Annotated in this window: 27 protein-coding genes, 1 tRNA gene and 2 pseudogenes; 14 read left to right on the forward strand and 16 right to left on the reverse strand. The window is 63.1% G+C overall.

The window, feature by feature from the left end:
* The first annotated feature begins 17 nt into the window (after nt 1–17).
* The 3 genes from def to truA all read left to right on the forward strand — a co-directional run bounded on the left by def (nt 18) and on the right by truA (nt 2,461).
* A complete protein-coding gene (gene def, locus IVA78_RS04195; RefSeq protein ID WP_247302766.1) occupies nt 18–542 on the forward strand; it encodes a peptide deformylase in 525 nt (174 codons plus the stop codon).
* 126 nt (nt 543–668) lie between these two features.
* Nucleotides 669–1,604 carry a methionyl-tRNA formyltransferase gene (fmt, locus tag IVA78_RS04200; protein ID WP_247464513.1) on the forward strand — a complete coding sequence of 312 codons (936 nt, stop codon included), beginning with the start codon at nt 669–671 and terminating at the stop codon, nt 1,602–1,604.
* A gap of 119 nt (nt 1,605–1,723) precedes the next feature.
* On the forward strand, nt 1,724–2,461 hold the full coding sequence (truA, locus tag IVA78_RS04205; RefSeq protein ID WP_247464593.1) for a tRNA pseudouridine(38-40) synthase TruA: 738 nt from the start codon (nt 1,724–1,726) through the stop codon (nt 2,459–2,461).
* A gap of 242 nt (nt 2,462–2,703) precedes the next feature.
* Here the strand turns inward: truA and dapE are convergent, their stop codons facing one another.
* The 10 genes and pseudogenes from dapE to rpmH form a co-directional block, all read right to left on the reverse strand.
* Nucleotides 2,704–3,870 (reverse strand): succinyl-diaminopimelate desuccinylase, encoded by a 1,167-nt coding sequence (gene dapE, locus IVA78_RS04210; protein ID WP_247464516.1) that lies wholly within the window; start codon nt 3,868–3,870, stop codon nt 2,704–2,706.
* A gap of 10 nt (nt 3,871–3,880) precedes the next feature.
* Nucleotides 3,881–4,726, reverse strand: a complete 846-nt coding sequence (dapD, locus tag IVA78_RS04215) for a 2,3,4,5-tetrahydropyridine-2,6-dicarboxylate N-succinyltransferase (RefSeq protein WP_247276431.1) — start codon at nt 4,724–4,726, stop codon at nt 3,881–3,883.
* A gap of 215 nt (nt 4,727–4,941) precedes the next feature.
* The gene (locus tag IVA78_RS04220) at nt 4,942–5,631 is read right to left on the reverse strand and encodes a pyrimidine 5'-nucleotidase (RefSeq protein ID WP_247464535.1); all 690 of its coding nucleotides are present in this window, start codon (nt 5,629–5,631) and stop codon (nt 4,942–4,944) included.
* 194 nt (nt 5,632–5,825) lie between these two features.
* Nucleotides 5,826–6,809 (reverse strand): DUF1036 domain-containing protein, encoded by a 984-nt coding sequence (locus IVA78_RS04225; protein WP_247464595.1) that lies wholly within the window; start codon nt 6,807–6,809, stop codon nt 5,826–5,828.
* Between the two features lie 230 nt (nt 6,810–7,039).
* Nucleotides 7,040–7,927, reverse strand: a complete 888-nt coding sequence (gene argB, locus IVA78_RS04230) for an acetylglutamate kinase (protein ID WP_247276433.1) — start codon at nt 7,925–7,927, stop codon at nt 7,040–7,042.
* A gap of 243 nt (nt 7,928–8,170) precedes the next feature.
* Nucleotides 8,171–8,537 (reverse strand): annotated as a pseudogene (locus IVA78_RS04235) (DUF423 domain-containing protein).
* A complete protein-coding gene (yihA, locus tag IVA78_RS04240) occupies nt 8,537–9,190 on the reverse strand; it encodes a ribosome biogenesis GTP-binding protein YihA/YsxC (protein WP_247464552.1) in 654 nt (217 codons plus the stop codon). The pseudogene IVA78_RS04235 and the gene yihA overlap by 1 nt, the downstream one beginning before the upstream one ends.
* A 140-nt stretch (nt 9,191–9,330) precedes the next feature.
* Nucleotides 9,331–11,199, reverse strand: a complete 1,869-nt coding sequence (yidC, locus tag IVA78_RS04245) for a membrane protein insertase YidC (protein ID WP_247281532.1) — start codon at nt 11,197–11,199, stop codon at nt 9,331–9,333.
* On the reverse strand, nt 11,199–11,591 hold the full coding sequence (gene rnpA / locus IVA78_RS04250) for a ribonuclease P protein component (RefSeq protein ID WP_247464555.1): 393 nt from the start codon (nt 11,589–11,591) through the stop codon (nt 11,199–11,201). The genes yidC and rnpA overlap by 1 nt, the downstream gene beginning before the upstream one ends.
* Nucleotides 11,592–11,619: 28 nt before the next feature.
* The gene (rpmH, locus tag IVA78_RS04255) at nt 11,620–11,754 is read right to left on the reverse strand and encodes a 50S ribosomal protein L34 (RefSeq protein WP_212501943.1); all 135 of its coding nucleotides are present in this window, start codon (nt 11,752–11,754) and stop codon (nt 11,620–11,622) included.
* 407 nt (nt 11,755–12,161) lie between these two features.
* On the opposite strand from rpmH, the gene IVA78_RS04260 reads away from it, so the two are divergent.
* The 3 genes from IVA78_RS04260 (at nt 12,162) to queD (ending at nt 14,371) form a co-directional block, all read left to right on the forward strand.
* Nucleotides 12,162–13,607 (forward strand): HAMP domain-containing sensor histidine kinase, encoded by a 1,446-nt coding sequence (locus IVA78_RS04260; protein ID WP_247464599.1) that lies wholly within the window; start codon nt 12,162–12,164, stop codon nt 13,605–13,607.
* A 264-nt stretch (nt 13,608–13,871) separates the two neighbouring features.
* Nucleotides 13,872–13,948: transfer RNA gene (locus IVA78_RS04265), tRNA-Arg, on the forward strand.
* Between the two features lie 66 nt (nt 13,949–14,014).
* Nucleotides 14,015–14,371 (forward strand): 6-carboxytetrahydropterin synthase QueD, encoded by a 357-nt coding sequence (gene queD, locus IVA78_RS04270; protein WP_247464557.1) that lies wholly within the window; start codon nt 14,015–14,017, stop codon nt 14,369–14,371.
* A 79-nt stretch (nt 14,372–14,450) separates the two neighbouring features.
* Here the strand turns inward: queD and IVA78_RS04275 are convergent, their stop codons facing one another.
* Entirely contained in the window at nt 14,451–14,777 is a 327-nt protein-coding gene (locus tag IVA78_RS04275) for a hypothetical protein (RefSeq protein WP_247464560.1), read from the reverse strand.
* A 242-nt stretch (nt 14,778–15,019) separates the two neighbouring features.
* Between IVA78_RS04275 and IVA78_RS04280 the strand changes: the two genes are divergently transcribed.
* The 3 genes from IVA78_RS04280 to IVA78_RS04290 all read left to right on the forward strand — a co-directional run bounded on the left by IVA78_RS04280 (nt 15,020) and on the right by IVA78_RS04290 (nt 16,102).
* Entirely contained in the window at nt 15,020–15,178 is a 159-nt protein-coding gene (locus IVA78_RS04280) for a hypothetical protein (protein WP_247464562.1), read from the forward strand.
* Nucleotides 15,179–15,417: 239 nt separating this feature from the next.
* Nucleotides 15,418–15,636 carry a hypothetical protein gene (locus IVA78_RS04285; RefSeq protein ID WP_247464601.1) on the forward strand — a complete coding sequence of 73 codons (219 nt, stop codon included), beginning with the start codon at nt 15,418–15,420 and terminating at the stop codon, nt 15,634–15,636.
* Between the two features lie 10 nt (nt 15,637–15,646).
* A complete protein-coding gene (locus IVA78_RS04290) occupies nt 15,647–16,102 on the forward strand; it encodes a hypothetical protein (RefSeq protein ID WP_247464565.1) in 456 nt (151 codons plus the stop codon).
* Between the two features lie 136 nt (nt 16,103–16,238).
* Here the strand turns inward: IVA78_RS04290 and IVA78_RS04295 are convergent, their stop codons facing one another.
* Nucleotides 16,239–16,667 (reverse strand): hypothetical protein, encoded by a 429-nt coding sequence (locus tag IVA78_RS04295; protein ID WP_247464568.1) that lies wholly within the window; start codon nt 16,665–16,667, stop codon nt 16,239–16,241.
* Between the two features lie 50 nt (nt 16,668–16,717).
* On the opposite strand from IVA78_RS04295, the gene IVA78_RS04300 reads away from it, so the two are divergent.
* Complete coding sequence (locus IVA78_RS04300; RefSeq protein WP_247464569.1) at nt 16,718–16,987, forward strand: hypothetical protein; 270 nt, start codon at nt 16,718–16,720, stop codon at nt 16,985–16,987.
* 111 nt (nt 16,988–17,098) lie between these two features.
* Here the strand turns inward: IVA78_RS04300 and IVA78_RS04305 are convergent, their stop codons facing one another.
* From IVA78_RS04305 to IVA78_RS04320, 4 genes are all read right to left on the reverse strand, one after another.
* Nucleotides 17,099–17,635, reverse strand: coding sequence for a hypothetical protein (locus IVA78_RS04305; protein ID WP_247302797.1), 537 nt, complete (start codon nt 17,633–17,635; stop codon nt 17,099–17,101).
* A gap of 233 nt (nt 17,636–17,868) precedes the next feature.
* A complete protein-coding gene (locus IVA78_RS04310) occupies nt 17,869–18,228 on the reverse strand; it encodes a hypothetical protein (RefSeq protein ID WP_247464572.1) in 360 nt (119 codons plus the stop codon).
* Nucleotides 18,229–18,342: 114 nt separating this feature from the next.
* Nucleotides 18,343–18,687: a DUF1236 domain-containing protein gene (locus tag IVA78_RS04315; RefSeq protein WP_247464575.1), complete on the reverse strand. Its 345-nt coding sequence runs from the start codon at nt 18,685–18,687 to the stop codon at nt 18,343–18,345.
* Between the two features lie 346 nt (nt 18,688–19,033).
* Nucleotides 19,034–20,056, reverse strand: coding sequence for an LLM class flavin-dependent oxidoreductase (locus IVA78_RS04320; protein WP_247464579.1), 1,023 nt, complete (start codon nt 20,054–20,056; stop codon nt 19,034–19,036).
* A gap of 1,122 nt (nt 20,057–21,178) precedes the next feature.
* Here IVA78_RS04320 and IVA78_RS34525 point away from each other — a divergent pair.
* From IVA78_RS34525 to IVA78_RS04335, 4 genes and pseudogenes are all read left to right on the forward strand, one after another.
* Nucleotides 21,179–21,385, forward strand: coding sequence for a nuclear transport factor 2 family protein (locus IVA78_RS34525; protein WP_346275284.1), 207 nt, complete (start codon nt 21,179–21,181; stop codon nt 21,383–21,385).
* Between the two features lie 108 nt (nt 21,386–21,493).
* Nucleotides 21,494–23,128 (forward strand): hypothetical protein, encoded by a 1,635-nt coding sequence (locus IVA78_RS04325; RefSeq protein ID WP_247464582.1) that lies wholly within the window; start codon nt 21,494–21,496, stop codon nt 23,126–23,128.
* Between the two features lie 321 nt (nt 23,129–23,449).
* Nucleotides 23,450–23,980, forward strand: coding sequence for a DUF2380 domain-containing protein (locus IVA78_RS04330; protein ID WP_247464585.1), 531 nt, complete (start codon nt 23,450–23,452; stop codon nt 23,978–23,980).
* Between the two features lie 284 nt (nt 23,981–24,264).
* Nucleotides 24,265–24,983: pseudogene (locus IVA78_RS04335) on the forward strand (adenylate cyclase); the annotation flags it as partial.

The following is a 24,983-nucleotide window of genomic DNA, read 5'->3' on the forward strand; positions in this document are numbered from 1 at the left end:
CGGCTTAAATCGCGGCCATGGCCCTACGAGAAATCATCATCCTGCCCGACAAGCAGCTGCGTCTGGTCTCCAAGCCGATCGAGAAGGTCACGTCGGAGATCCGCAAGCTTGCCGACGACATGTTCGAGACCATGTACGACGCGCCTGGCATTGGCCTCGCCGCGATCCAGGTCGCGCAGCCGCTGCGGCTGATCACCATGGACCTCGCCAAGCGCGACGAGGACGGCGAGACCAGGCACGAGCCGCGCGTCTTCATCAATCCGGAGATTCTCTCCTCCTCAGAGGAACTTTCAGTGTACGAGGAAGGCTGCCTCTCGATCCCCGAATATTACGAGGAGGTCGAGCGCCCGGCGAAGGTGCGCGTGCGCTTCACCGATCTCGATGGCAAGCTGCACGAGGAGGATGCCGAAGGCCTCTATGCCACCTGCATCCAGCACGAGATCGATCATCTCAACGGCGTCTTGTTCGTCGACTACCTGTCGAAGCTCAAGCGCGACCGCGTGATGAAGAAGTTCGAGAAGGCCGCCAAACGCGCGGGGTAGAGTAGGCTTTCTGTCGTTCCGGGGCGATGCGAAGCATCGAACCCGGAACCTCGAGATTCCGGGTTCGGCTCTTCGAGCCGCCCCGGAATGACTGTCACGGGATTGCGCCTTTCGCAGGTCTTCCACATGCCCCTCCGCCTGATCTTCATGGGCACGCCCGATTTCTCCGTGCCGACGCTGCTCGAGCTGGTCGCGCATGGCCACGAGATCGCCGCCGTCTACACCCGCGCGCCGAAGCCGGGCGGACGGCGCGGCCTGCAATTGCAGCCCACTCCGGTTGAAGAAGCGGCGCGAAAACTCGGCGTTCACGTGCTGACGCCGAAGACGTTGAAGACGCCGGAAGCGCTCGACGAGTTTCGCGCCTTCGATGCCGATGCCGCCGTCGTCGTCGCCTATGGCATGATCCTGCCGCAGGCGATCCTCGATGCGCCGAAGCTCGGCTGCTACAATCTGCACGCTTCGCTCTTGCCGCGCTGGCGCGGCGCCGCGCCGATCAACCGCGCCATCATGGCAGGCGATGCCGAAAGCGGCGTGATGGTGATGAAGATGGATGTCGGCCTGGATACCGGCGACGTCGCCATGGCCGAGCGCATCGCGATCACCGACAGCATGACCGCGGCCGATCTGCACGATCGCCTGTCCCGGTCAGGTGCCGATTTGATGGTGCGCGCGATGGCGGCGCTCGCACGCGGCGGGCTCCAGCTCAAAAAGCAGAGCGAGGACGGTGTCACCTATGCCGCCAAGATCGACAAGGCCGAGGCGCGGATCGACTGGACGAAACCCGCACGCGCGGTGCTGCGCCACATCCATGGCCTGTCGCCGTTTCCCGGCGCCTGGACCGAGCTTGTGGACGTCAGCGAAAATGCCCGCATCAAGATCCTGCGATGTGAATTGGCGAACGGCTCAGGTGTGCCGGGCGACGTGCTCGACGACCACCTCACCATCGCCTGCGGCGAGGGCGCCGTCCGCATCCTCGAGCTGCAGCGCGAAGGCAAGGCCAGGATGCGGGCCGCGGACTTTCTGCGCGGCGTGCCTGTGAGGGCGGGCGCGAAATTCAGCTGACACTGTCATACCCCGCGAAGGCGGGGTATCCAGTACGCCGAGGCTTCTCGGTTGATCTGATAGGCTGCGGAGTACTGGATTGCCCGCCTTCGCGGGCAATGACGGTGAAACTGGACACGATGCCCCGTTACAAGCTCACCATCGAATATGACGGCGCGCCGTTCTTCGGCTGGCAAGTGCAGGAGACGCTGCCCTCGGTGCAGGGCGCGCTAGAGGCCGCGGTGAAGGCGATGACCGGCGCGGACGCGCGGGTGCATGGCGCTGGCCGCACCGATGCCGGCGTGCACGCGCTTGGCCAGGTCGCGCATGTCGACATCGGCAAGCAATTTGCGCCGGATCGTTTTCGCGACGGGCTCAACGCGCATTTGCGCCCGCATCCGGTCGCGGTGCTCGAGGCCGAGATCGTGCCCGAGACCTTCGAGGCGCGCTTCTCGGCGATCAAGCGCCACTACCGCTACCGCATCATCAACACCCGCGCCAATCTCGCCATCGACGTCGGTCGCGCCTGGCGCGTGCCGCGCCGGCTCGACAGTGACGCGATGCATGCAGCAGCCCAGCGTCTGCTCGGCAAGCACGACTTCACGACGTTCCGCGATACCGAGTGCCAGGCCAAGTCGCCGGAGAAGACGCTCGATCAGCTCGAGGTGATACGCGACGGCCGCGAGATCACCATTGTCACCTCTGCGCGCTCGTTCCTGCACAGCCAGGTGCGCTCGATGGTGGGATCGCTGGTCTGGGTCGGCGAGGGACGCTGGACAGCCGATGATCTGTCGGCCGCACTCGCCGCCCGCAGCCGCGCCGCCTGCGGCATCGTCGCCCCGCCGGAGGGGCTGTATCTGGTGAAGGTGGATTATTGAGATGCGCGGAGGGCGCAGGGTGCCGCTCTCGCTACATCCACGGCCGTCATGCCCCAGCTTGCCGCCTTCGCAAAAGTTTCGGCGGCCGAGCACCCTTGTGGCCCCGGCGTAGCCTTGGCGGAGCCGGGACCGGGGCATCTGGTACGCCGCGGCCTCCCGGTTCAATCACGACTGTCTTTGGAATACTGGATCGCCCGATCAAGTCGGGCGATGACAGCTCTGTTTGTGGAGGCAACAGGGACTCAAGCAAAATACCTTGCCAAAATCTCCCGATACACCCGCGTCAGCTTCTCCAGATCCGTCACCGGCACCCGCTCGTCGATCTGGTGCATGGTCTGGCCGACCAGGCCGAACTCGATCACCGGGCAATAGCTGGAGATGAAGCGCGCGTCCGACGTGCCGCCCGAGGTCGACAGCTCCGGCTTGCGGCCCGTCACCTCTTCGATCGCGGACACTGCAAGATCGGTGAACGGGCCGGGCTTGGTCACGAACACGTTGGAGTTCGAGTGATCCCAGACGATGCGGGCGCGGATGCGGTTGCCGCAGGCTTTGGCGAGGCGCGCCTCGACCAATTCGCGCAGGCTGGCTTGCGTGTGGTTGTCGTTGTAGCGGATGTTGAACTTCGCGCGGGCCTCGCCGGGGATGACGTTGCTGGCCTTGTTGCCGACGTCGACCGAGGTGAATTCGAGATTGGAGGCCTGGAACTGGGCGCTGCCATGGTCGAGCGGCTCGTCGGAGACCGCCACGATCAGCCGTGCGATATCAGGCACTGGGTTGGAGGCGCGATGCGGATAGGCGACATGGCCCTGCACGCCGTCGACATAGAGCGTGCCGGATTGCGAACCGCGGCGGCCGACCTTGATGGTGTCGCCGAGCGTCTCGACGTTGGAGGGCTCGCCCAGCACGCAATGGTCGAACTTTTCGCCGCGCTCGGCGGCCCATTTCAGCAGCTTGACCGTGCCGTTGATCGAAACGTCTTCCTCGTCGCCGGTGATCAGGAAAGAGATCGAGCCCTTGCCGTCCTTGCGCGGCTTGCCCTCATTGGCGGCGAGATGCTCCAGCACCGCCGCCACCGAGCAGGCGATGCCGCCCTTCATGTCGACCGCGCCGCGGCCGTGCAGGACCCCATCCCGGACCTCGCCCGAGAACGCGCCGACGCTCCAGGCGCTCTCGTCACCGGGCGGCACCACGTCGGTGTGGCCGGCAAAGGTGATGTGCGGGCCCTCGCTGCCGATCCGCGCATAGAGATTGTCGATGTCGGCGGTGCCGGGTTCGCTGAAGGTCACGCGGTGGCAGGTGAAGCCTGCTGCGGTCAGGGCTTGTTCAAGCACCCCAAGCGCACCGGCATCGGCCGGGGTTACCGAGGGGCAGCGGATGAGATCGCGGGCGATGGAGAGAGCATCGGTCATGCGCGTCCGATCAATCCCGCAGCAGCTCGTTGATGCTCGTCTTCGACCGCGTGCGCTCGTCGACGCGCTTGACGATGACGGCGCAGGCGGTGCTCGGACCGGGCTGGCCGTTCTTCAGGGGCTTGCCGGGCAGCGCGCCCGGCACCACCACGGAATATTCGGGCACTTCGCCCATGAAGATTTCGCCGGTCTCGCGGTCGACGATCTTGGTGGAGGCGCCCAGGAACACGCCCATCGCCAGCACCGCGCCCTTGCGCACGATCACGCCTTCGGCGACCTCGCTGCGCGCGCCGATGAAACAGTCGTCCTCGATGATCACGGGCTCGGCCTGGAGCGGCTCGAGCACGCCGCCGATGCCGGCGCCGCCGGAGATGTGCACGCGCTTGCCGATCTGGGCGCAGGAGCCGACGGTGGCCCAGGTGTCGACCATGGTGCTCTCATCGACATAGGCGCCGAGGTTGACGAAGGACGGCATCAGCACAACGTTCTTGGCGATAAAGGCCGAGCGGCGCACGATGGAGCCGGGGACGGCACGGAAACCGGCATCGCGAAAGCGGTTCTCGCCCCAGCCTTCGAATTTCGAGGGCACCTTGTCCCACCAGGTCGCCTTGCCCGATCCGCCGGGAATGACGTCCATGTCGTTCAGGCGGAAGGAGAGCAGCACGGCCTTCTTCAGCCATTGGTTGACCTTCCACTTGCCGTCGCTGCCGCGCTCGGCAACGCGCGCCTCGCCCTTGTCCAGGATTTCCAGCGCCTGGTCCACGGCCTCGCGCACCTCGCCCTTACTCGTGGTCGAGATGGTCTCGCGCGCGTCGAAGGCGCTGTTGATGGTGGATTCGAGGGCTGCAAGGGACATCGGGATTTCCTCAAGGAAACGGGAATTTTGATGGATTGGGCGCTTTTTCGGGATTTGGAAAGGTCAAGTCAAGCGCACATTCGTCGCTACCGGGCTTGCCCCGGTATCTCCACCGTCATTCCGGGGCGATGCGAAGCATCGAACCCGGAATCTCGAGATTCCGGGTTCGCCCTTCGGGCGCCCCGGTATGACGATGCATGGTTGAGCGATAAGGCCTACCGTGACAGCTTGGCCAAAAACCCCGTCAGATCATCCGTGACGTGATCGACATGAGCGGCGTCGCGGCCCTCCAGCTCCCAGTCCTCGCGCACCACCTCTTTCGCGCCGTCGGGCACCACGAGCACCGTGGTCATGCCGAGTTGGTGCGGGACGGTGAGGTTGCGGGCGAGATCCTCGAACATGGCGGCGCGGGTCGGATCGACGGCGTGCTGGCTGAGGAATTTGCGGTAGGTCTGCGGCGCCGGCTTGGGCTCGAACTCGGCGGCGATGATGTCGAACACGCCGTCGAAATGCGAGGCGAAGCCGAGCCGCGCCAGCACCGCATCGACATGGTCGACCGAGCCGTTGGTCAGGATCAGCTTGCGGCCAGGCAGTCCAGCGATGGCTGCACTGAGCGCCGGGTTCGGCTCCAGCGGCGAGTGGTCGATCTTGTGGACGTAGGCGAGGTAGTCGTCGGCGGAGACGCCGTGCAGGGTCATCATGCCGCGCATGGTGGTGCCGAAGCGCAGGTAATAGTCCTTCTGAATCTTGCGCGCTTCCTCCGGGGTCACGTTCAACCAGCTCGACACGAACTCACCGATCCGCGCATCGACCTGCTGCCACAGATTGACGTGATGCGGATAGAGCGTGTTGTCGAGATCGAACACCCAGGTGTCGATGTGGGCGAAGGTGCGGGGGGATTTCATCAAGATTCTCTATCTGTTGCGCGCGCAGCCGCCCGGCCCTCAATTGTCGTGCTGGCCAAAGTCAGACCCCTACTCCGCGGCGCATCGATGGGGGCATTCTGGTTGTCGTTCTTCGCCAAACCCAATCCTGGGTTAATCGGTCCTGGCTTTTGCCAGGACGACACCGGTCTATGTAGCGTCATCACGCCATTTCCTCACGGCATCGCAAACCGCAGCGTCTTGCCGCCGCTCGACACATCCACCGCCCCAAACCCCGTTGCCGCAAATCCGCGCGCGCCGCAATCGGTCTGCTCGCTCGTCTCGAATTTGGTCTCGCGCGTGCAGAGCTGCTTGTCGCCGCCCCAGTTCAGCGGCCGGTCCTTCAGCTTGATGACGCGGTTGTCGGCATCGACCGCTTCCGCGAAGCTGAAGATCTGCCTGGGCTGGCCGGTCACATCAGGATGCAGGCATGTCTTTGGATCGATGCGATACCAGCCGCGGCTCGTCACCGATTTGCCGTCGTCGGTCGCGACCGCCGCCATCACCTTGTGCGGCGTGTCGTTGCACCAGGTGAGGCCGGTGGTCGACGGCGTCTGCACCGCATCGACCATGCTCTTGAAGACATTCGGCGACGACACGACGTCGGAGGACAGCCCGCGGCCCTTCAAAAAGGCAGCCAGCGCGGCCTGCGTCTTCGGCCCATCGACGCCGTCGATCGCGCCGACGTCATAGCCCGCGATCACCAGCAGCCGCTGAATGCCGGCGAGGCGCGCCTGCTCGTCGTCATATTCGGAATCCTCGGCGAGATAGGCAATGAGGTTGCCGTCCGCGCCTTGCGTCGGTGTCACCTGCGTGAACGCGGCCTGGGTCTGGCCGCTGCGGCACTGCCGCGCCGCCGCGATGACGAAATTGTCTTGCGCCACGCACAGCATGTCGCGGCCGTTCTGCGGAATCGGCGAGGCGCCATAGACACCGAGCGCGCGCGCATTGAGCAGGATGCGGTCGGCGGTCAGCATGCCCTGCACCACCACGCGGCAGGTGGCGGGATCGATCCTGAACCAGCCCCGCGTCGCGGTCGCCGCCTTGTCGTCGATGCCGATCGCGGCCTCGACGACATAGGACATGCGGTTGCAGATCTTGAGGTCCGCAAAGGCCGGCGCGGAGGAGAAGAACGAGGCGGCTGCAGCAGGCAGCGTCATCAGGAAGCGGGCGAGGGGCGAGCGGCGGTGCTGCGATCCAGTCATTCCGGGGCGATGCGAAGCATCGAACCCGGAATCTCGAGATTCCGGATTCGCCCTTCGGGCGCTCCGGAATGACCGAGCAATGCGAGAGCCGTGGATGGCCGGGCCTTCGCCTCGCCGAAGCGGCTTCGGCCGCGCAGGCGGGACAAGCCCGGGCATGACGCCCTCTTTCCTTGCCCGTTCCCGCATCACTTGTGGATCAGCGTTCCCGTGCCTTGGTTGGTGAAGAGCTCGAGCAGCACCGCATGCTGCATCTTGCCGTCGATGATGACGACGCCCTGCACGCCCTGTTCGAGCGCGTAGATGCAGGTCTCGACCTTCGGGATCATGCCGCCGGAAATGGTGCCGTCGGCGATCAGCTTTCGTGCGTCCTTGACGGACAATTGCGGTATCAGCTTCTTGGACTTGTCGAGCACGCCAGGCACGTCGGTGAGTAGCAAGAGGCGCTTGGCCTTGAGCGCGCCGGCCACCGCACCCGCAAACGTGTCGGCGTTGATATTCAGCGTCTGGCCGTCCTGAGAGGTCGCGAGCGGCGCCAGCACCGGGATCAGCTCGTAGCCGATCAGCTGGTTGAGCAGGGTGAGATCGACCTTCTCGGGATCGCCGACGAATCCGAGATCGATCGCCTTCTCGATGTTCGAGTCCGGATCGATGATGGTCCGCGTCGTCTTTGACGCTTTCACCATGTTGCCGTCTTTGCCCGACAGACCCACGGCCTTGCCGCCAGCTTCGTTGATGTATCCGACGATCTGCTTGTTGACGGAGCCGGCAAGCACCATCTCGACGATCTCGATGGTCGCGGCATCGGTGATGCGCAGGCCGGCGGCGAATTCCGAGACAATGCCGAGGCGCTTGAGCATGGTCGCGATCTGCGGCCCGCCGCCATGTACCACCACCGGGTTGATCGCGGTCTGCTCCAGCAGCACGATGTCGCGCGCAAAGTTCTTGGCGGTCTCCTCGTCGCCCATGGCATGGCCGCCATATTTGATGACGATGGTTTCCTCGTCATACTGCTGCATGTGCGGCAACGCTTCGGACAGGATGCGGGCCTGGTCGAGCGGGGAGATGTCGGTCATGAGGCGGATCTCGCTGGCGGGACTAACGCGGGCTGCGTTCTATCCGATTGGCGGGCGTGGCGCAAAGTGCTCTTACCCTCCCCTGGAGGGGGAGGGTCGATCGCGCGCAGCGCGAGCGGGGTGGGCGATCTCTCCACACGGGCGCCGCTTCTGTGGAGAGACTGTCACCCGACCCTGCGACGCATTTCGCTTCGCTGCATGCGTAGCGACCCTCCCCTCCCAGGGGGAGCGTAAGAAAGAGAGCTACGTCTTCACCGCCACCGCCGCCACGCTCACCGCCAGCCAGCCCAAGATCATCACCGTTCCACCCGTCGGCGCTGCATACGGAAATAGCCCAGATCCCGCATATTTGCCGCAAGGTGAGATCGCCCGCGAACAGCGCGGCGCCCGCTGCAAGGCCGAACGCGGCAACGAGGCCAATTCCGCCATGCAGAAGGCCGCGCGCGAGCAAGGCGACGGTTGTGAGTATGGCAGTCGCATGAAACAGCAGCATGGCGCTGGCAGATGCCAGCCGGCTCGCATCGCCGCCATGCGCGGAGGCGGCCGCCAGCGCAACGCCGGCGGCGCCCATCAAGCCGGCAAGCCCAATCAGCAGGCGTTGTGCCGTCATCAGGCGGCCCGCTCTTCCAAGAGCTTCGCCATGGCGGCGCGCAGCTCGGCGATGCCGGTCGAACTCCGCGACGAGGTCGCGAGCACGTTCGGGAATGCAGCCGGATGCTTGGCCAGCGCGGCCTCGGTCTCGGCGATGCGCGATTGCAGCTCGGACGCCTTCACCTGGTCGGCCTTGGTCAGCACGATCTGGTAGCTGACGGCGGAGCGGTCGAGTGTCTTCAGAACCTCGAGATCGACGTCCTTGAGACCATGTCGCGCGTCGATGAGCACGTAGACGCGCGCGAGTGAGGCACGTCCCAGCAGAAATTTGTGGATCAACTCGGTCCAGGACGCGACCTGGCTCTTGGGCGCCTTGGCGTAGCCGTAGCCGGGCATGTCGACGAGGCGCAGGTCACTCTTTCCCGGAACCTCGAAGAAGATCAGCTCCTGGGTGCGGCCCGGCGTATGCGAGGTGCGCGCCAGCGCATTGCGCCCCGTGAGCGCGTTGATCAGGCTGGACTTGCCGACATTGGAGCGGCCGGCAAAGGCGATCTCCAGCCCCGCCATCGGCGGCAACGTGGCAATCGAGGGCGAGGCCCAGATGAACTGCCAGTCGCGCGCGAACAGCTTGCGCCCGGCCTCGATCAGCTTCGCATCTTTGTCGTCGGTCATGCTCAAGGCCCAGTGCTAGTTCCTCATGGCGAGGAGGCGCGCAAGCGCCGTCTCGAACCATGCAGGCCCGGGAGCCCGTCGCCATCCTTCGAGATGCGGCCTTGCGGCCGCTCCTCAGGATGAGGTTCGAAGTCCTCGGCTTACGTCGCTTTCCTCGCGAACGTCGCCTTGAGATTATCGAACAGCTCCACCTTCACGCCGTTGCGGCGCATGATGTAGCTCTGCTGGACCACCGAGAGCAGGTTGTTCCAGGCCCAGTAGATCACGAGGCCCGCCGGGAAGCCGGCCAGCATGAAGGTGAAGATCAGCGGCATCCAGTTGAAGATGATCTGCTGCGTCGGATCCGGCGGCGTCGGATTCAGCTTCATCTGGAACCACATCGTGATGCCCATGATGATCGGCCAGATGCCGAGCGCGAGATAGTGGCCGAACACGGGAATCGTGGTCGGGTCGAACGGGATCAGTCCGAACAGGTTGAACAGGTTGGTCGGATCGGGCGCCGAGAGGTCCTTGATCCAGCCATAGAACGGTGCGTGCCGCATCTCGATGGTGACGAACAGCACCTTGTAGAGCGAGAAGAACACCGGGATCTGGATCACCACGGGAAGACAACCGGCGACCGGGTTGATCTTCTCCTTGCGGTAGATCTCCATCATCTCCTGCTGCTGCTTCACCTTGTCGTCGGGGTAGCGCTCCTTCAGCGCCTGAAGCTGCGGCTGGATCGACTTCATCTTCGCCATGGAGGCGTAGGACTTGTTCGCCAGCGGGAAGAACAACAGCTTCACGATCACGGTGACGAGCAGGATCGAGATGCCGAAATTGCCGAAGAAGCGATAGAAGAAGTCGAGGCCGAGAAACATCGGCTTGGTGATGAAGTAGAACCAGCCCCAGTCGATCAAGAGATCGAAATGGTTGAGGCCGAGCTCCTTGTTGTAGCCGCCGAGGCCTGCGAGCGGGAAGTTGATGCCGACCACGCCGGCTTCCTTGGCGCCCGCGAACAGCCGCGTGTTGGCTGTCGTCGTGCCGCCGATTGCGACGGTCTGCGCATCTTGCAGATAGTCGGTCTGGTATCGGATCTGGGTACCTGGTTCGGCGACGAAACGTGCCTTGAGCGTTGCCGACGTGTCGGGAAGGAGCGCGGATGCCCAGTATTTGTCCGTAATGCCGAGCCAGGCATTGGTGACCTTGTTGAATTCGAATCCGTGTCCGCCGTTGCCAATCGCAGGGGCCTCGCTGACGGCCTTATAAGCCTTCTCTTGCAAGCCCTGGTCGCCGAGGTAGCCGATGAGGCCTTCATGCAGGATGTAGTAGCCTGAGACTTGCGGCGTGCCGTGGCGCGAGATCAATGCGAACGGAAAGAGCTTGACCGGCGCGTTCCCGACATTGGTCACCTCGTCCTTGATGCTGAACAGGTAGCGGTCGTCGATCGTGATGGTGCGGCGGAAGGTGAGGCCCTGACCGTTATCAAATTTCAGCACCAGCGGCGTGGATGGCGTCAGGCTGTTGGAGCCCTCCTGCTGCCAGTCGGTGGTCCGGTCAGGCACCTTCGTGTCGCTTGTCGCGGCCACCCAACCAAATTCGGCGTAATACGGCTCCGCCGTGCCCGAGGGCGAATAGAGGATGATCGGCGGCGACTTCGGGTCGACCGTTTCTCGATACTGCACGAGCGCAAGGTCGTCGATGCGCGCGCCTTTCAAGGAAATGCTGCCGGTCAAACGAGGCGTTTCGATCTTGACGCGAGGGGAGGCTGCAATCGCGGCCTCGCGGCTGACGATCGGCTGGGCCGGCTGGTTCGCGACAGGGGGAGCCGAGGGAGTGCCGCCCGCCTGCGGCGCGGCACCCGGCGTCGCCGACGCCGTCGGCTGCGGTGTGCCTTTCTGGAGCTCGGCCTGCGTCTGCTGCTGGGCGCGCTGCTTCTCCATCTGCGGCACGTTGTAGAAATACTGCCAGGCGATCAGCACCAGGCCGGACAGAATGACGGCGAGGATGGTGTTGCGATTGTCGGTCATCATTCTCTCGTCATCAATCCGGTTTGCGGCTTATCGCGGGGCGCGGCCTTCGCCGGTCCCTTGGGCGTATGCCGCGCGGGCTTCGCGAATGCTATGCGCAGATCGTCGAGCATGGTCGCGAAGTCGCGCGAGAGCGCGTCCCTTCGTCCGACCAGCACATAATCATGATGGGGTTGCATCGACACCGGATCTAGCCGCTTCACCAGTTCGCGAAGCCGGCGCCGGATACGATTGCGCTCGGGGGCGTTGCCGTTCTTTTTGGTAGCGGTAAAGCCGATCCGGATCGGACCGCCGTCGTCCCGGCGGCGGCTTTGCAGGACGAACGCGGGACTATTCACCCGCGCGCCATTGGCAACGGCGAGGAAATCCGCCCGCTGCCTCAGCCGATCCATGATGAATCCCGGAAAAAGGGGGTCCGGCTCAGGCGCTCAGACGCTTGCGGCCGCGGGAGCGGCGGGCGGCGAGAACCTTGCGGCCGCCGGCCGTGGCGAGACGGGCACGGAAGCCGTGACGGCGCTTGCGCACCAGTTTGCTGGGTTGATAAGTCCGCTTCACGGGTTTTTCTCCGCTGACCGGGCAATTTGCCTGTAGAATTGATGGTAAAGTCCGGAAGATGCGGCCCAAAACGGGCCCTTTTCCGGCCCTAAGAGAGCCGCTCCCGGTGTCGCACCGGGTCATCGCGGACAATTCGCGCGGCTTATAAGCGAGCGCCTTGTTTTCGTCAACGCCGCACAAGCGCGCGTTTCCAGTGAATATCGCTGTTTGTGCGGGGTTTTTAACCCTTGAGGTAGCGACTCGCTTTATCAGCGCTTACATCTCACCTCGGCAGATTAGCGATCCGTAATTTGACCGGGCCCGGGGCCGGTCGCATCTTGCATTAGCCAAGGCCAACAGGGGCGAATTTCGTGGCAGCCACAGATCGCCAGCCGATCCAGGATCTGGATCAGCCGGACCAGCCGGCGATGCGGCCGCGCGGGTCGCGCGGGCTCGGGCTGTCAGGCAAGCTGCTGCTGCTTACCGTCCCGCTGGTGATGATCGCGGCCAGCCTGCTTTACGTGCCCGCCATCGCCAACTTCTGGGTCAACCGGCTCAACGACCGGGTGGCGGCGGCCAACACGGCGGCGCTGGTGCTGGATGCCGCGCCGCTCGGCATGGTTCCCGATTCGCTGTCGCGGCAGATATTGAAGAGCATCAATGCCCGCGCCGTCGCCATCAAGATGGGCCAGCAGCGCCGGCTGCTCGCCAGCGACAACCTTCCCACGGCCATCGAGCATGACATCGACCTGCGCGACATGACAGCGTGGGAGGCGATCACCGGCTCGTTCCGGATGATGCTGGAGACCGGCAACCAGGCCATCCGCATCGTTGGGCCGGGCGTCGGCAACGCCCAGTTCATTGAGATCGTCACCGACGAGCTGCCGCTGCGGCAGCAGATGTACCGGTTCTCCCGTAATGTCGTGGTGGTTGCGCTGATCATCGCGGCCCTGACCGCCGGCCTCGTCTATCTCGCTCTGCATTATCTCTTCGTGCGCCCGATGCGGCGGCTCACCGCGAGCCTGGTCGGCTTCCACGAGAATCCCGAGAGCTCGGCGCGGATCATCGTGCCGAGCCAGCGCAGCGACGAGATCGGGGTGGCCGAGCGCGAATTGTCCGACATGCAGCGCGACCTGATGTCGATGCTGAATCAGAAGAGCCGGCTCGCCGCCCTCGGCCTCGCCGTCTCCAAGATCAACCACGATCTGCGCAACCTGCTGGCCTCGGCGCAGCTTTTGTCGGACCAACTCGCCAGCGTGCCGGATCCGCGGGTGCAACGCTTCGCGCCGAAACTGGTGCGCTCGCTCGAGCGCGCCATCGCCTTCTGCCAATCCACGTTGTCCTATGGCCGCGCTCAGGAGGCCGCACCAGACCGCCGCATGATCCTGATCGAGCCGGTGGTGCTGGAGGTGCGCGAGACCGCTGGCCTCGCCAACGACGCCTCGATCGCCTGGGTTTCGGCGATCGAGCGCGGGCTTGCCGTCGATGCCGATCCCGACCAACTGTTCCGCGTGCTGCTCAACCTCGTCCGTAACGCCGCTCAGGCACTGGAAAGCCATGCCTCGTCCGGCGACGGCGGCGTGCAGCAGATCCGGATCACCGGAAAACGCGAGGGCGCGGTCGCCATCCTGGAGGTTTCCGACACCGGCCCGGGCGTGCCCCAGAAAACCCGGGAGCACCTGTTCGAGGCGTTTCAGACCTCCGGCCGCCCCGGCGGCAGCGGCCTTGGCCTTGCCATCGCCGCCGAGCTCGTCCGCGCCCATGGCGGCGACATCCACCTCGTCGAAGGCACCATCGGCGCCACCTTCCGTATCGTCATCCCCGATCGCCCCGTGGAACTGCTCTCCATCCGCAACGAGCGGGCGCGGGCGTAGCCGGCCAGCCGGCAGTCTCCCGTCATTCCGGGACGGCCCAAAGGAAGGGTCACGGAATCCAGAGGTTTCGGCGCGAGATTCCGCACTTCTCGCTTCGCGAGCCCAGGAATGACCATGCTGGCGGTCATCTCCTTGCAAAATCTCCCCATCCCGGATCTTGCCAACAGGGACAAGAGCGGCTAGTCAGAGCGCTCTTTCGCACCCCTCCCGGCCCTCCGGGAGATGCGTCGCGGGCCATGCCCGCCATCGCTGCTTGCGAAAAACGCGCCCGTAGCTCAGCTGGATAGAGCATCAGACTACGAATCTGAGGGTCGGACGTTCGAATCGTTCCGGGCGCGCCATTCCTTGACGCCGGTCAGGCAACCGGCATCCGAGATCGCGGATCGGCCGCGCCTGTCGGGAACCAAATGAAGATATCGCAGGCATTCAAATTCGAGGCGGCGCATCGGCTGCCGAAGGTGCCCGAGACGCACCGATGCAGCCGGCTGCATGGTCATTCCTACCGAGTAGAGGTTCAGCTCGACGGACCGGTCGACCCGCGCACGGGCTTCGTCGTGGACTTTTTTGATCTCGAGAAGTGCTTCGCCGACATCGTGGGCGCGTTGGACCACAGGTGCCTCAACGACGTCGAGGGGCTCGAGAATCCGACGGCCGAGAACATTGCGATCTGGATATGGGACCGGCTGGAGCGGAGCGTGCGGCAAATCTCGGCTGTCCGCGTTTACGAAACGGCGGACTGCTGGGCCGAATATCAGGGACGGTGACGCGCGACGGCGCCGTGGTCAAAATCGACATCGCATCCCGAACCGGAGGCTCGCTTGGGCGGGATACGCGTGGCGGCATTCACCGCAGCCCCTGTTCGTCGATCAGGATGCGGTGGATCTCGATGCGTTCCGGCAATTCGATCAGGAATTCCGGATCGCGCGCGAGATGATGCACCTTGGTCGGCTCGCCCTTGGTGAAAGCTGTCATGGCCTCGACGTCCCCCCAGTAGGACATGGTCGTGAACCACGTCTCCTCATCGCGGTCCTCGCGCAGCTGCTGCACGCCGAGCGCCGTCTTCAACAGCGGCGGAATGCCCTCCGCTTGCAGATAGGCCTGGTAGGCGTCAGCGATCTCGCGGCGGGTACGTCCGCGCCAGATGCGAGCGATGGTCGGTTTGGTCGGCATGGTGGACTCCTTCGGGCGAACGCCGTGCTTCGCATTCTCGTTCCAGCGTCTCCATGTCACGGTCCGACAGCCGTCCCTGGAACTTGGTGCCACATCATTGAGCTGAAGCAATGATGGTCTTCGGCATAAGTGCTCTTCTGAACTCAGCTGACCGCCGCGTGTAATCTGTTTCACACGCAAACGCCCCCGATGACGCTAGACGAATCAGACCGCGCTCCGCGCGGCCTGGTCCGGAGCTGGCGATGATGGCTGCACTGGCAAAAGCACTATCCCGTGCAATGAGAACCAGCATCGACGTCGAGACCTTGAAGATCCTCATGATCTTCGCCGGAGCGTGGGCGCTACTCTTCCTCGTTGCCGCCATGATCTACGGACAGGCGCTGAAGGCCGCATTATTCTGAGGTCGCGCGAGTAAAATCGCCCTTCGCCGCGAGACGAGCCCTCGTCCTGAGAGCCCGCTACAGGCGGGCGTCTCGAATGATGGCCACAAAGAACGCTCTGTAACGGCGGGCCGGGCATCATCGAATTGTCATTGTCCAGTCATCCGCGTCGCGCTCTCGGATTGATGCCGGGCTTCGCCGCCCCGCAGGAACTTCCACTTTTTCCCGACGTTGAGCAGGCGGCTCGCACGGTCCACCCGATGAAGAACTTTGCCAATGCCGCGTTTTCTCCTGAGGTGATCGAGTTGATGACCACCGCGCTGCAAGCTGCGATTGCGACCCTGCCGGAGCCCGTGCATTCCTCGCACGTCAATGCACTCGCCGAATCCATCCTGCGCACGGCCGGTGCGGGTGAGCGCAACCCCGCCGCCTTGCAGAGGATCGCTTTGATGGAATTGCAACTGGCGCCGCGTCATTGATGAGGCCGACATGAGGACAGCAACTGCTGTGGTCATCGCGCTCTGTGCGACATCGTCGGTTGCCGGGGCAGACAGCTGGACGACCTACCGGATTCCGGAATCCGGAACGTCGGCCGACATTCCCGCCTCGCTTTTCACCGAGCCCGCCGGAAAGCCCGACGGGTACGGCCAGCAATTTCGCACCTCCGATGGCCGCGCCGATCTCACCGTGCAAGCTGTTCCCAATCAAGGTCTCTCGCCCGCCGAATTTCTCGCCAGGAAAAATCCGCCGTCCGGGATCATCTATAAACGGATCACACCGAGATTTTTCGTAGTCTCCAGCATCAAGCGCGGCAAGATCTGGTACGACCGTTGCAATTTCTCGCGGCGCTACGTGCATTGCGTGCTGATCAATTATCCGGCGGCCGAGAAGCGGCAATGGGACGGCATCGTGACGCGCATCAGCCACAGCCTGAGTGCCGGTTGACCGGGCCAACACAAAAAGGCTGCCCGAGCGACTCGGGCAGCAGGTCGTGAGGATGAGCGCGTTTTCTAGCGAGATACGCTTCGCGACTAAAACGCGTCAAGCCAAGCAGCCTCGGTTCAACCAGAACCGATACGCCCTAGCGCGCCGTCGTCGATGTCGTCGACATGGTCGGCTTCGAGCCCGGTACATGCGACATCGACTTGGCGGTCGAGCCGACCTCTTCGCCGGCCTTGACCTTGGTGCGCGTATGCGAGCGGCTGAACGTGCCGCCTTCATGGGCCTGCGCCCGCGCGTTGGAATTCAGCACGGGCCCGTTGCCCTTGTTCATGCTGACGCCGGTCTGGGACTTGCCGTTGACGGAAGCGGCGCTTCCACCGGCCGCGATCGAGGAGCCGGTGCTGCCGGTCGGCGACGTGGACGTGCCGCCGGTGCCGACGGTCGAGGCGGAGGTGCCGCCCGCGGCAGCCGAGCCGCCGCTTCCGCCCGTGATGCTTTTCTGCGCAAGAACCGGCGAAGCGGCAGCGAGCAGGGCCGCGACCGCCGCGGTCGTGAGTAAGTTTCTCATGTTTCAATCCTCTATAAATTTAGGGTGACGAGGTCGAGATTGTGCAGCCATTGACGGTGATGGTGCTGGCACTGGTTGAGCCAGGACCGCCCGCCGTCGACGACGAGCTCGAGACGTTGCCGCCGCCGGCCTGCACATGCACCGACGAACCGCCGGCCGAGCTTGAGCTTGAGAGCGAACCGCTCGATGAGGTCGATCCGGTCGTGCCTGAGCCAGATGAGCCGACCGCGGTAATGCTGCCGTCAGCGTGCTTTTCGACCGTCACCTTGCAGGTCTCGCCCGAAGCTGTCTTTCCTGTCTTTTCCATGGTTGTTGCCTGAGCCGCGCCGCTCATCAAAGCCAACGCTGCGATCGCTATGATTGATCTGTTCATGCGCGTCCTCCTCCAACAAAGACGAAGGAGCGGCATTGCTGCCGCTCCGGGTAAAGGCTCAATCCTTGTCCTTCTTCATCTCGTCCTTGTGGTGGCCTTTGCCCTTCTCCATGCCCATGTCGCTGGCATGGCCCGCAGACGAGCCCGCCGCGCCGACCGTCGAGCCGCTCTTGCCGCCGCCGGCCGAAGAGCCACCGGTGCCGACCGTCGATGCGGAGTTGGAGCCCGAGCCAGCCGCCGAGCCGCCGGTGCCGACGCTTGACGAACTCTTGCCGCCACCAGCCGACGAACCGCCGGTGCCGAGCGTCGAGGCCGAGCCGCTTCCCGAGCCGCTGCCGGCCGCCGAGCCACCGGTACCGACAGTCGAACTGCTGGTGCCGCCGCCCGCAGACGAGCCGCCAGTGCCCAGCGTTGACGCAGAGCCTGATCCGCTGCCCGAGCCGGCCGATGAACCGCCGGTTCCGACCGTCGAGTTGCTGGTGCCGCCGCCGGCCGAAGAGCCGCCGGTACCGACCGTCGAACTCGATTGCGCAACAGCGAGTGCCGTGCCGGCCAACAGTGCGGCCGCAGCCGCGGAAAGCTTCAGGATCCTCATTTCCATTTCCTCCAGGGTTTCCAAAAACAAATCGCCAAATCAGGCACGGGATAAATTGGCAAACACGCAAACGTTCCTTGCGTCGGACACGTTGACGCTTTTGCGCAACCTGAAGTGAAGTTCCGCGATGCGCGAACAAGGCCACGCATCCTCTTATTCATCTGGCGTTCATCTGGAGCGAGCGCGAACGGCTGCGCGCCGCTTGCGCCGCGATCACGCTGCATCAGCACATCTCAAAATGCCCCGACCATCACCTGGCGATCGTAGAGTCGACGCGAGGCCGCCGAGCGAGCCGCGCGATTTGAACGGAGACCGGCAGCTCGCGTCGCGCCGCGCTGAGGTGCGGGCGTGTTGGTCTCTGGCTTCCGCGGTTCGGCCATCGCCAATGCGTTGCTCGCAATGTGGGCGGGCGGCTCGGCGGCGAGCAGAGGCGAAGAGACAGTGGCGCCGATCTGAGTGGACGTGTCGAAGATGATTTTTTCAGGCAAGGCTCGTGCGGAGTGGATGCGAATGATGCTTCGGTCGACCTCCGGGCCGATGGAGCGCTCGCCAAGTGGCGGCAGATTGCGATCGAGTGCGAAGAGCAGCGCCACGACCAATGCGCCTGCAAACAGGAAATATCGAATGATGGGCATCGGGCCCCCTACCGCGAAATGAAAGCAGGATGCACGGCGAGCCGCTCCTCCACGGCCCGCCGCGCGGCGGAGTTAATCCACCTCCTGGACCACCATGCGGGTCTCGGGGTCCACCAGCATGACCCGGTTACCCGAATAGACGTAGCGATACTTCGTCAGCGACGGGCCCCAATCGCTCGGCACGCTCGCGAGCTCGACATCGCGCGGGACCGGCGAGCCGACCACGATCTTTTCGCGCGTCTCGACCGGACGGATCTTGTGCTCGGTGACGTAAGATCGAATCTTGGTGCGGTATTCCGGCTCGATTTGCACGGTCGCGCGGTGTCCGGCGCCGGTCGTCGTGGTGACGGTGGTTTGCGCTATCGCGCTCGTCGACACGAGCAGAGCGGCGGCCGAAATCAGCATGAACTTCTTCATCGCATTCTCCCTCGCCGCTTCATGCGGCGCTGCGATGAACTCGCCATCAGCTCGGCCGTTCCGCAGGAACGCGGAACGTTTGCCGTTTTTTCCTGTTTCTTCCCCGGGAGCAGTTATTCGGAGGAGAGGATAATGCCTGTATTGATTCTTTGGGCCGTGCCGGCGATCCTGGTTGTCGGCGGTGGCATCTATCTCATTGGCCACATGCACTAAATGCAAAGGCCCCGGTTTCTGAATGCAAAGATGCCGGGGCTGCATATCTGCAGGAAATCCTCGCCGACTCGTCAGCCCTACGTTTTCAAAAACTGAACGGCATCGTACGAGCGACAGCTGGCGATCGTTTGCCTCACCGCCACCCCAGCGCCGGTGCCACCTGAGTCAGGATCGCCTCGAGCGCATGCACGCAATAGGCGACGCCGAGCTGGTTCGGAATCGTCAGCAGCAACGTGTCCGCTTCCGCGATCGCCTCGTCCTGGCGCAGTTGTTCGACCAGCACGTCAGGCTCCGCCGAATAGGAGCGGCCGAAGATCGCGCGGGTGCGCGGGTCGATGAAGCCGATCTGATCCTCCCCTCCGCGTTCCCCGCCGAAATAAGCGCGGTCGCGATCGTCGATCAGCGCGAAGATGCTGCGGCTCACCGATACGCGCGGCTCGCGGCTGTGCCCCGCCTCTTTCCACGCCGCGCGATAGGCGCGGATCTGCGCCGCCTGCTGCACATGAAAAGCCTCGCCGGTCTCGTCGTTCTTCAGCGTCGAGCTCTGCAAGTTCATGCCGAGCTTTGCTGCCCACACCGCGGTGGCGTTCGAGCCGGCACCCCACCAGATGCGTTCGCGCAAGCCTTGCGCATGCGGCTCGAGGCGCAACAGCCCGGGCGGATTGGGAAACATTGGCTGCGGATTGGGCTCGGCAAAACCCTCGCCGCGGAGCAGGTCGAGGAAGACTTCTGCGTGGCGCCGGCCCATGTCGGCATCGGTCTGGCCCTCGGCCGGGCGATAGCCAAAATAGCGCCAGCCGTCGATCACCTGCTCGGGCGAGCCGCGGCTGATGCCGAGCTGGAGCCGCCCACCGGCGATGAGGTCGGCGCTTCCTGCGTCCTCCACCATGTAGAGCGGGTTCTCGTAACGCATGTCGATCACGGCCGTGCCGATCTCGATCCTGCTGGTCTTGGCGCCGACGGCGGCGAGCAGCGGAAAGGGTGATGCGAGCTGCCGGACGAAGTGATGTACGCGGAAATAGGCGCCGTCCAAGCCGAGCTGTTCCGCCGCAACCGCAAGCTCGATCGATTGTAGCAGCGTGTCCGCGGCCGAGCGGGTCTGCGACTGCGGCGAGGGCGTCCAGTGTCCGAAGGACAGGAATCCGATCTTTTTCATGGAGGCAAAGTAAGTATGATCGCAGGAGTTTGCGATACGCCGGCTGGAGGAAAGTTGGACAAGAGGGGAAGGCGTGTACTCGCAAGTGCCGCCCTTTGGGAGGAAGCAGACCTAAGCAGACAACGCCGTCATGTCGCTTTTTGACCCATCGCAGGCGTTCGGGCCTCTGGGCCGGCGTCGCGTTTTGACGCTGAACAGACGACTAAATGTTGCCGACGGCGACGCATTTGGAAAACGACTGTCGCCCGACAGCGCAGAGCCGAGGCCTCGTCATCGCTCTGCATGGTCTCGCCATGCGTGCGCAGCGTCTAGCGCCGCTTCCCAATAAGACGATGCGGGCATCCGGTGCTCACGTAAAATTACCGCCAAATGCCGGATAGAAGCTAGCGCACCGGCACGGTGCGGGTCATCTTGCTGTGCTGGCCTAAGGTCTTGCAGTAGATTGTTGAGCAGTATTGCTGCTCGATCTTCGCAGGTCTCCCGCGCTTCTTGCAATATCAGGAGCGCGTAACGCGCCTCTACATACTGGCTCATTATGGTCGCCTGAATTCAACTGACGGAGCCGAAAATCTTGCCTCTGTGCTGGTAATGTCCCTTACCTGCCGCAGAAGAGGCGCAGACCGGAGCACCGGTTGTTGCCTTCCGGCAGCGGCCCTATTTCGCAGGCAATTGGCGCTTTCCATGAGCCTCCCCGCGTTCGCACTTTCCTCCAGTTCTCTCCGCCTTCTGCTCGGCTAAAAGCACTTGCGCTCGCAACTGTTCCAGCTCGGCAAGTTGAAAGACGAGCGCTTCAAGGCGGTCGTGAAGAACTACAACTTCGTGCGCGCGGCCGTAGTGCATTGCCAGCCCCTCTTCATTTAAGACTTGGCCCGTTGGCTGGACCTGCGGGAAAATCTGGCAACTTCGGCCATGGCGCGCATTTACATACAGCAAGGTGTATCGCACCAAAGGCCAGTTAGCCCGGGGCACCCGCCGCATCGCATGCTTCGTGTCTGATGCTGGAGGACCTGGACCAATCCTTCGCGACCACAATAGAAGATGGCTTGCCGAATTAATCACCTCAAAATTGTTCTCTCATGTCATGGGAGGCGTCTATGAGTATTTCCCAAGAATTTTTCCGAGTTGAACTCCGAGTTCGTCGAGAGGGTCAACAGCCACGACGCGGACCGGTGGGCAGCGTTATTTTCTGAAGATGCTGTTGAAGATGCTGTTCTCATCCCGGCCGGACAGCCGGCCGTAACCGGGCGCGCCGGCATCGAGGCAAGGGGAAGGTGGCCGCAACGGGATTCCCGGGCGCCACCGCAGTTCGCCCACTTAGAAGCGCATTGAAAATAGATGATTTAATTTGTTTAAAAACGTGATTTAATTATAACAACGATACGTTGTATGCCATTTCGATGCATCTGCGCATCAACGCAAACCACGAGGGAGGGGCCCATGGCTATTCTCTTTGGCGACACGAGTGGATCACTCAAGGGACGACAGCATGGCGGAGCCCAAACACTGGTTGGTTCCGATCCGGCGAACACGCTGTTCGGGGATGCTGGCCTGGACTTGCTTGGCCACGCAGTCGGAGGCAATGACACGTTGCTGACCTCCGGTTCCGGAAGCCTGTTTGGAGATGCGGGGCAAGACATTTCTGGTGATGCCCGCGGCGGCGACGACACGTTGTCTGCCCAGGTGCCGGCATCTGCTCTGACCTCCGGCGAGACATTCACTCTGAACATGTACGGTGATGCTGGAGGCAATATCTCGAACCGAGCCATTGCCGGCAATGATACCCTCAATGTCGAGTTACCTCTGGGCTTTGCGCCCGAAGTGCGAGTGAATGCCTATGGTGACGCCGGCGATACAATGTCCGGTCAAGCCCGCGGAGGTGATGACAATTTCGGCGTTTCCGGTGGCGGGCTTCAAACAGTCACCGTGTATGGAGACGCGGGCGGAAGCATGTTCAATTACGCGGCCGGCGGCAACGACACATTCGTTGGTTCCATCGGACCGGACAGTAATTTCGTGTTCTATGGCGACGCCGGCGGAAGCCTGTTTGGTCATACCCGCGGCGGCGATGACAGCTTCACTGCGAGCGGATTTGAGTACAACAACTATCTCTATGGTGACGCCGGCGGCGACATGGCCGGTCATGCGGCTGGCGGCAACGACAGCTTCGCGGTGAGCGGGCTTAATCCGTTCAATTTCGTCTATGGCGATGCTGGTGGAAGCATGTCCGCCTCCGCCGCCGGCGGGAATGACACGTTCAATGACTCGAGCGACGCAACACCAACTGATCGAAATGTCTTCTCGGGCGACGCGGGCGGGAACATGTCAGGTTCTGCCCGGGGCGGGGATGACACGTTCAACAAGACGGGCCTGGGGGGAAGTACATTCTATGGCGACGCCGCAGGCGATATGTCTGAGAGCGCCGCGGGCGGCGATGACACGTTCCAGGCCTCAGGCACACAAGACCAGAACGTCTTCTATGGCGATGCCGGCGGCGACATCGGAGATCGAGCCGTTGGCGGCGACGACATCTATATCGGTGGCAACGTATTCCCTTCGCTCGTCAACCAGGCGTATGGGGATGCGTCGACCATGTCAGGCCACGCCGACGGCGGTAACGACACGCTGGTCGGCGGCGATGATCCGAGTCCGCATCCGGCAGGCAGCTACGAGACCATTCTCGTCGGCGATGCCCGGTCCATGTCCGACTACGCACGCGGCGGCGATGACAAGCTGGTAAGCGGCACCGGAAATGATGACATCTGGGGCGATGCCCAGACGATGCTTGGCTTCGCAGAAGGTGGGAACGACACGTTCGTGTTCAAATTCGATAACGGCCACGACAAGGTCGAGGATTTCGGGCAGGGGCTCTCGAATTTGGGAGCCGATCACATCGATGTCTCTGCACTCGCTATCGAGAACTTCAGTGATCTGAGTATCTCAACGTTTGATCCTGTAAGCCACGAGAGCACGATCACGTTCAGTCCGGGCAACGACGTGGTGGTGCATAGCGAGCAAGCACTCAGACCTCAGGATTTTATCTTCGCGCCACAGCAGGACGTTTTGTTGACCTGAGCCGACGCTCAAGACTGCCCGGACGTTCGACATACATTTCAGCCTCGTGCCTGCTTCAGGGGCACGAGGTCGTCGAGCAATGGTCGGGTCCCAGCCAGCGTTCAGTCCCATCCCGTCGTGATGCATTGTCTTGCCATGTGGCCAACGCGAAGCCTGAAAGTTGCTGCGCTGCATGAGTCCCGGTCGGGACCCGCAAGCGGACATTAGCGCTGCGCTGCCCTGGGCGGCCGCGTAGCGTTACCAAGGATTAATGTCTTCGACAGGAGACGGAAAGAATCGATCTTCTAAGATGGACTTAGCGGAGGAGATCGAGTTATCGCCATGCGCCACAGCTCAATCCTGCACGCTGTTACCGCAGCCGGCCTGTTCCTGGGATCCAGCCTCATCTCAGATGCATCCGCCGAGACCGCCGGCCACGCCTTGGCTGTCTCCGTCGACGATTTCAAATATAGAGACACGTCGAACGAGCCCACCGATCAGACGGCCGTGCATGAAAAGCGATTGCGGGCTTTCATGACCGCGCTGCGGGACGATGTCACAGCGGACCACCGTTTTGAGCTTGTGCCGTCCTCCTGCGCTTCAAATTGTCCGACCGATGGACCGACGTTGCGCGATCGGCTGCGCGCGGCGTCACAAGCCGGCGCGCAGATCCTGATCATCGGCGGCTTTCATAAGATGAGCACGCTGGTGCAGTTTGCGCAGACTGTTGCTATCGATACAAAATCCCAGCGCATCGTGTTTAGGAAATACTTCCAGTTCCGCGGCGACAACGACGAGGCATGGCAGCGGGCGGAGCGCTTTGTATCGGAGGAGGTCCGCGACCGGCTGCTTGAAAGCAGATCGCAGCAATAGACTACGCGACGCATGTACATGGCACCGTGAGTCCGGTTTTGGCCCGATGCTGACCCGGCTGATCGCGGAGCAAGTGTCCGCTTTGAAGGAGAGAACGGACGGCTGATCTGCCTGCGGTCGTCCGCTTGTGACCTAGACCAGACCTCTATCGGGGCTCCGTAGACCGGATTGTCGAGGCGACAACTTACCAAACAGCGCCAACGAGACAGAAGCCTTGACCAACCTAAAGCTGTGCAATTCTGCTAGTGTTGGAAGTCCGGCCGGCTGGCCCGAGTGGGGAGGCAATGGTGACAAACTGGGAAGTCTCCAACGGCCCACTTGGCAAACCGCCATCCGATAACGAGCAGCCGGACAATCCGACATCCGATGAGAAGGAACGGGAAAAGCCCGCATCCGATCGCAGCTTAAAGGTCCGCTTGCGGGCACGATTGCAATTGATCGGCGGCGCGCTCGCCTCGATTGCTGCCGTGGGCGCGATCGCGGGTGGCCTAGTTGGCTACTGGACCGTTTGGAAGACACTCCGCACAGACGTGTTTCCGGAGAGCCAAAAAACGCAGAAACAGGCTACGATCCGGCCCGACGTTGCTCCTCGTTTATCCCTTGTTGTCCTGCCATTTGCAAATCTCAGCAACGATGCGGAGCAGGACTATTTCGCCGACGGCATTACGACCGATCTGACGACAGTTCTCGCGCAAATGCCCGAGGCGTTCGTGATCGGGCGCGGGACGGCTTTCGCCTATAAGAATAAGCAGGTCGATTTGAAGACGCTCGGCAAGGACCTTGGTATCCGATGGGCGGTACAGGGCGCGGTGCAGCGGGCCGGAGATCGGGTCCGTATGAACGTATCACTTTCCGATCTGTCGACTGGTCGCGACGTCTGGTCGGACCGCTTTGACGGCGATCAGTCAAATCTTACGGCCCTACAGGAGCAGGTCACGGCTCGGCTCGCCCGCTCTCTCAACGTCGAACTCATCCAAGCCGAAAGCCGGCGCAGCCAAATGGA

This window comes from Bradyrhizobium sp. 137, from assembly GCF_023074095.1.
Classification (GTDB): domain Bacteria; phylum Pseudomonadota; class Alphaproteobacteria; order Rhizobiales; family Xanthobacteraceae; genus Bradyrhizobium.

What these genes read in the sequence shown, in the direction of transcription:
- fmt (WP_247464513.1), top strand. Translation starts at nt 669, where the DNA reads ATGCCCCTCCGCCTGATCTTCATGGGCACGCCCGATTTCTCCGTGCCG.
- def (WP_247302766.1), top strand. Translation starts at nt 18, where the DNA reads ATGGCCCTACGAGAAATCATCATCCTGCCCGACAAGCAGCTGCGTCTG.
- yidC (WP_247281532.1), bottom strand. Translation starts at nt 11,199, where the DNA reads ATGACCGACAATCGCAACACCATCCTCGCCGTCATTCTGTCCGGCCTG.
- IVA78_RS04275 (WP_247464560.1), bottom strand. Translation starts at nt 14,777, where the DNA reads ATGCCGACCAAACCGACCATCGCTCGCATCTGGCGCGGACGTACCCGC.
- IVA78_RS04290 (WP_247464565.1), top strand. Translation starts at nt 15,647, where the DNA reads ATGAGGACAGCAACTGCTGTGGTCATCGCGCTCTGTGCGACATCGTCG.
- IVA78_RS04285 (WP_247464601.1), top strand. Translation starts at nt 15,418, where the DNA reads ATGAAGAACTTTGCCAATGCCGCGTTTTCTCCTGAGGTGATCGAGTTG.
- IVA78_RS04325 (WP_247464582.1), top strand. Translation starts at nt 21,494, where the DNA reads ATGGCTATTCTCTTTGGCGACACGAGTGGATCACTCAAGGGACGACAG.
- IVA78_RS04295 (WP_247464568.1), bottom strand. Translation starts at nt 16,667, where the DNA reads ATGAGAAACTTACTCACGACCGCGGCGGTCGCGGCCCTGCTCGCTGCC.
- IVA78_RS04225 (WP_247464595.1), bottom strand. Translation starts at nt 6,809, where the DNA reads ATGACGCTGCCTGCTGCAGCCGCCTCGTTCTTCTCCTCCGCGCCGGCC.
- truA (WP_247464593.1), top strand. Translation starts at nt 1,724, where the DNA reads ATGCCCCGTTACAAGCTCACCATCGAATATGACGGCGCGCCGTTCTTC.
- IVA78_RS04315 (WP_247464575.1), bottom strand. Translation starts at nt 18,687, where the DNA reads ATGAAGAAGTTCATGCTGATTTCGGCCGCCGCTCTGCTCGTGTCGACG.
- IVA78_RS04280 (WP_247464562.1), top strand. Translation starts at nt 15,020, where the DNA reads ATGATGGCTGCACTGGCAAAAGCACTATCCCGTGCAATGAGAACCAGC.
- IVA78_RS04305 (WP_247302797.1), bottom strand. Translation starts at nt 17,635, where the DNA reads ATGAGGATCCTGAAGCTTTCCGCGGCTGCGGCCGCACTGTTGGCCGGC.
- queD (WP_247464557.1), top strand. Translation starts at nt 14,015, where the DNA reads ATGAAGATATCGCAGGCATTCAAATTCGAGGCGGCGCATCGGCTGCCG.
- rnpA (WP_247464555.1), bottom strand. Translation starts at nt 11,591, where the DNA reads ATGGATCGGCTGAGGCAGCGGGCGGATTTCCTCGCCGTTGCCAATGGC.
- yihA (WP_247464552.1), bottom strand. Translation starts at nt 9,190, where the DNA reads ATGACCGACGACAAAGATGCGAAGCTGATCGAGGCCGGGCGCAAGCTG.
- dapE (WP_247464516.1), bottom strand. Translation starts at nt 3,870, where the DNA reads ATGACCGATGCTCTCTCCATCGCCCGCGATCTCATCCGCTGCCCCTCG.
- IVA78_RS04220 (WP_247464535.1), bottom strand. Translation starts at nt 5,631, where the DNA reads ATGAAATCCCCCCGCACCTTCGCCCACATCGACACCTGGGTGTTCGAT.
- argB (WP_247276433.1), bottom strand. Translation starts at nt 7,927, where the DNA reads ATGACCGACATCTCCCCGCTCGACCAGGCCCGCATCCTGTCCGAAGCG.
- IVA78_RS04260 (WP_247464599.1), top strand. Translation starts at nt 12,162, where the DNA reads ATGCGGCCGCGCGGGTCGCGCGGGCTCGGGCTGTCAGGCAAGCTGCTG.
- dapD (WP_247276431.1), bottom strand. Translation starts at nt 4,726, where the DNA reads ATGTCCCTTGCAGCCCTCGAATCCACCATCAACAGCGCCTTCGACGCG.
- IVA78_RS04320 (WP_247464579.1), bottom strand. Translation starts at nt 20,056, where the DNA reads ATGAAAAAGATCGGATTCCTGTCCTTCGGACACTGGACGCCCTCGCCG.
- IVA78_RS04330 (WP_247464585.1), top strand. Translation starts at nt 23,450, where the DNA reads ATGCGCCACAGCTCAATCCTGCACGCTGTTACCGCAGCCGGCCTGTTC.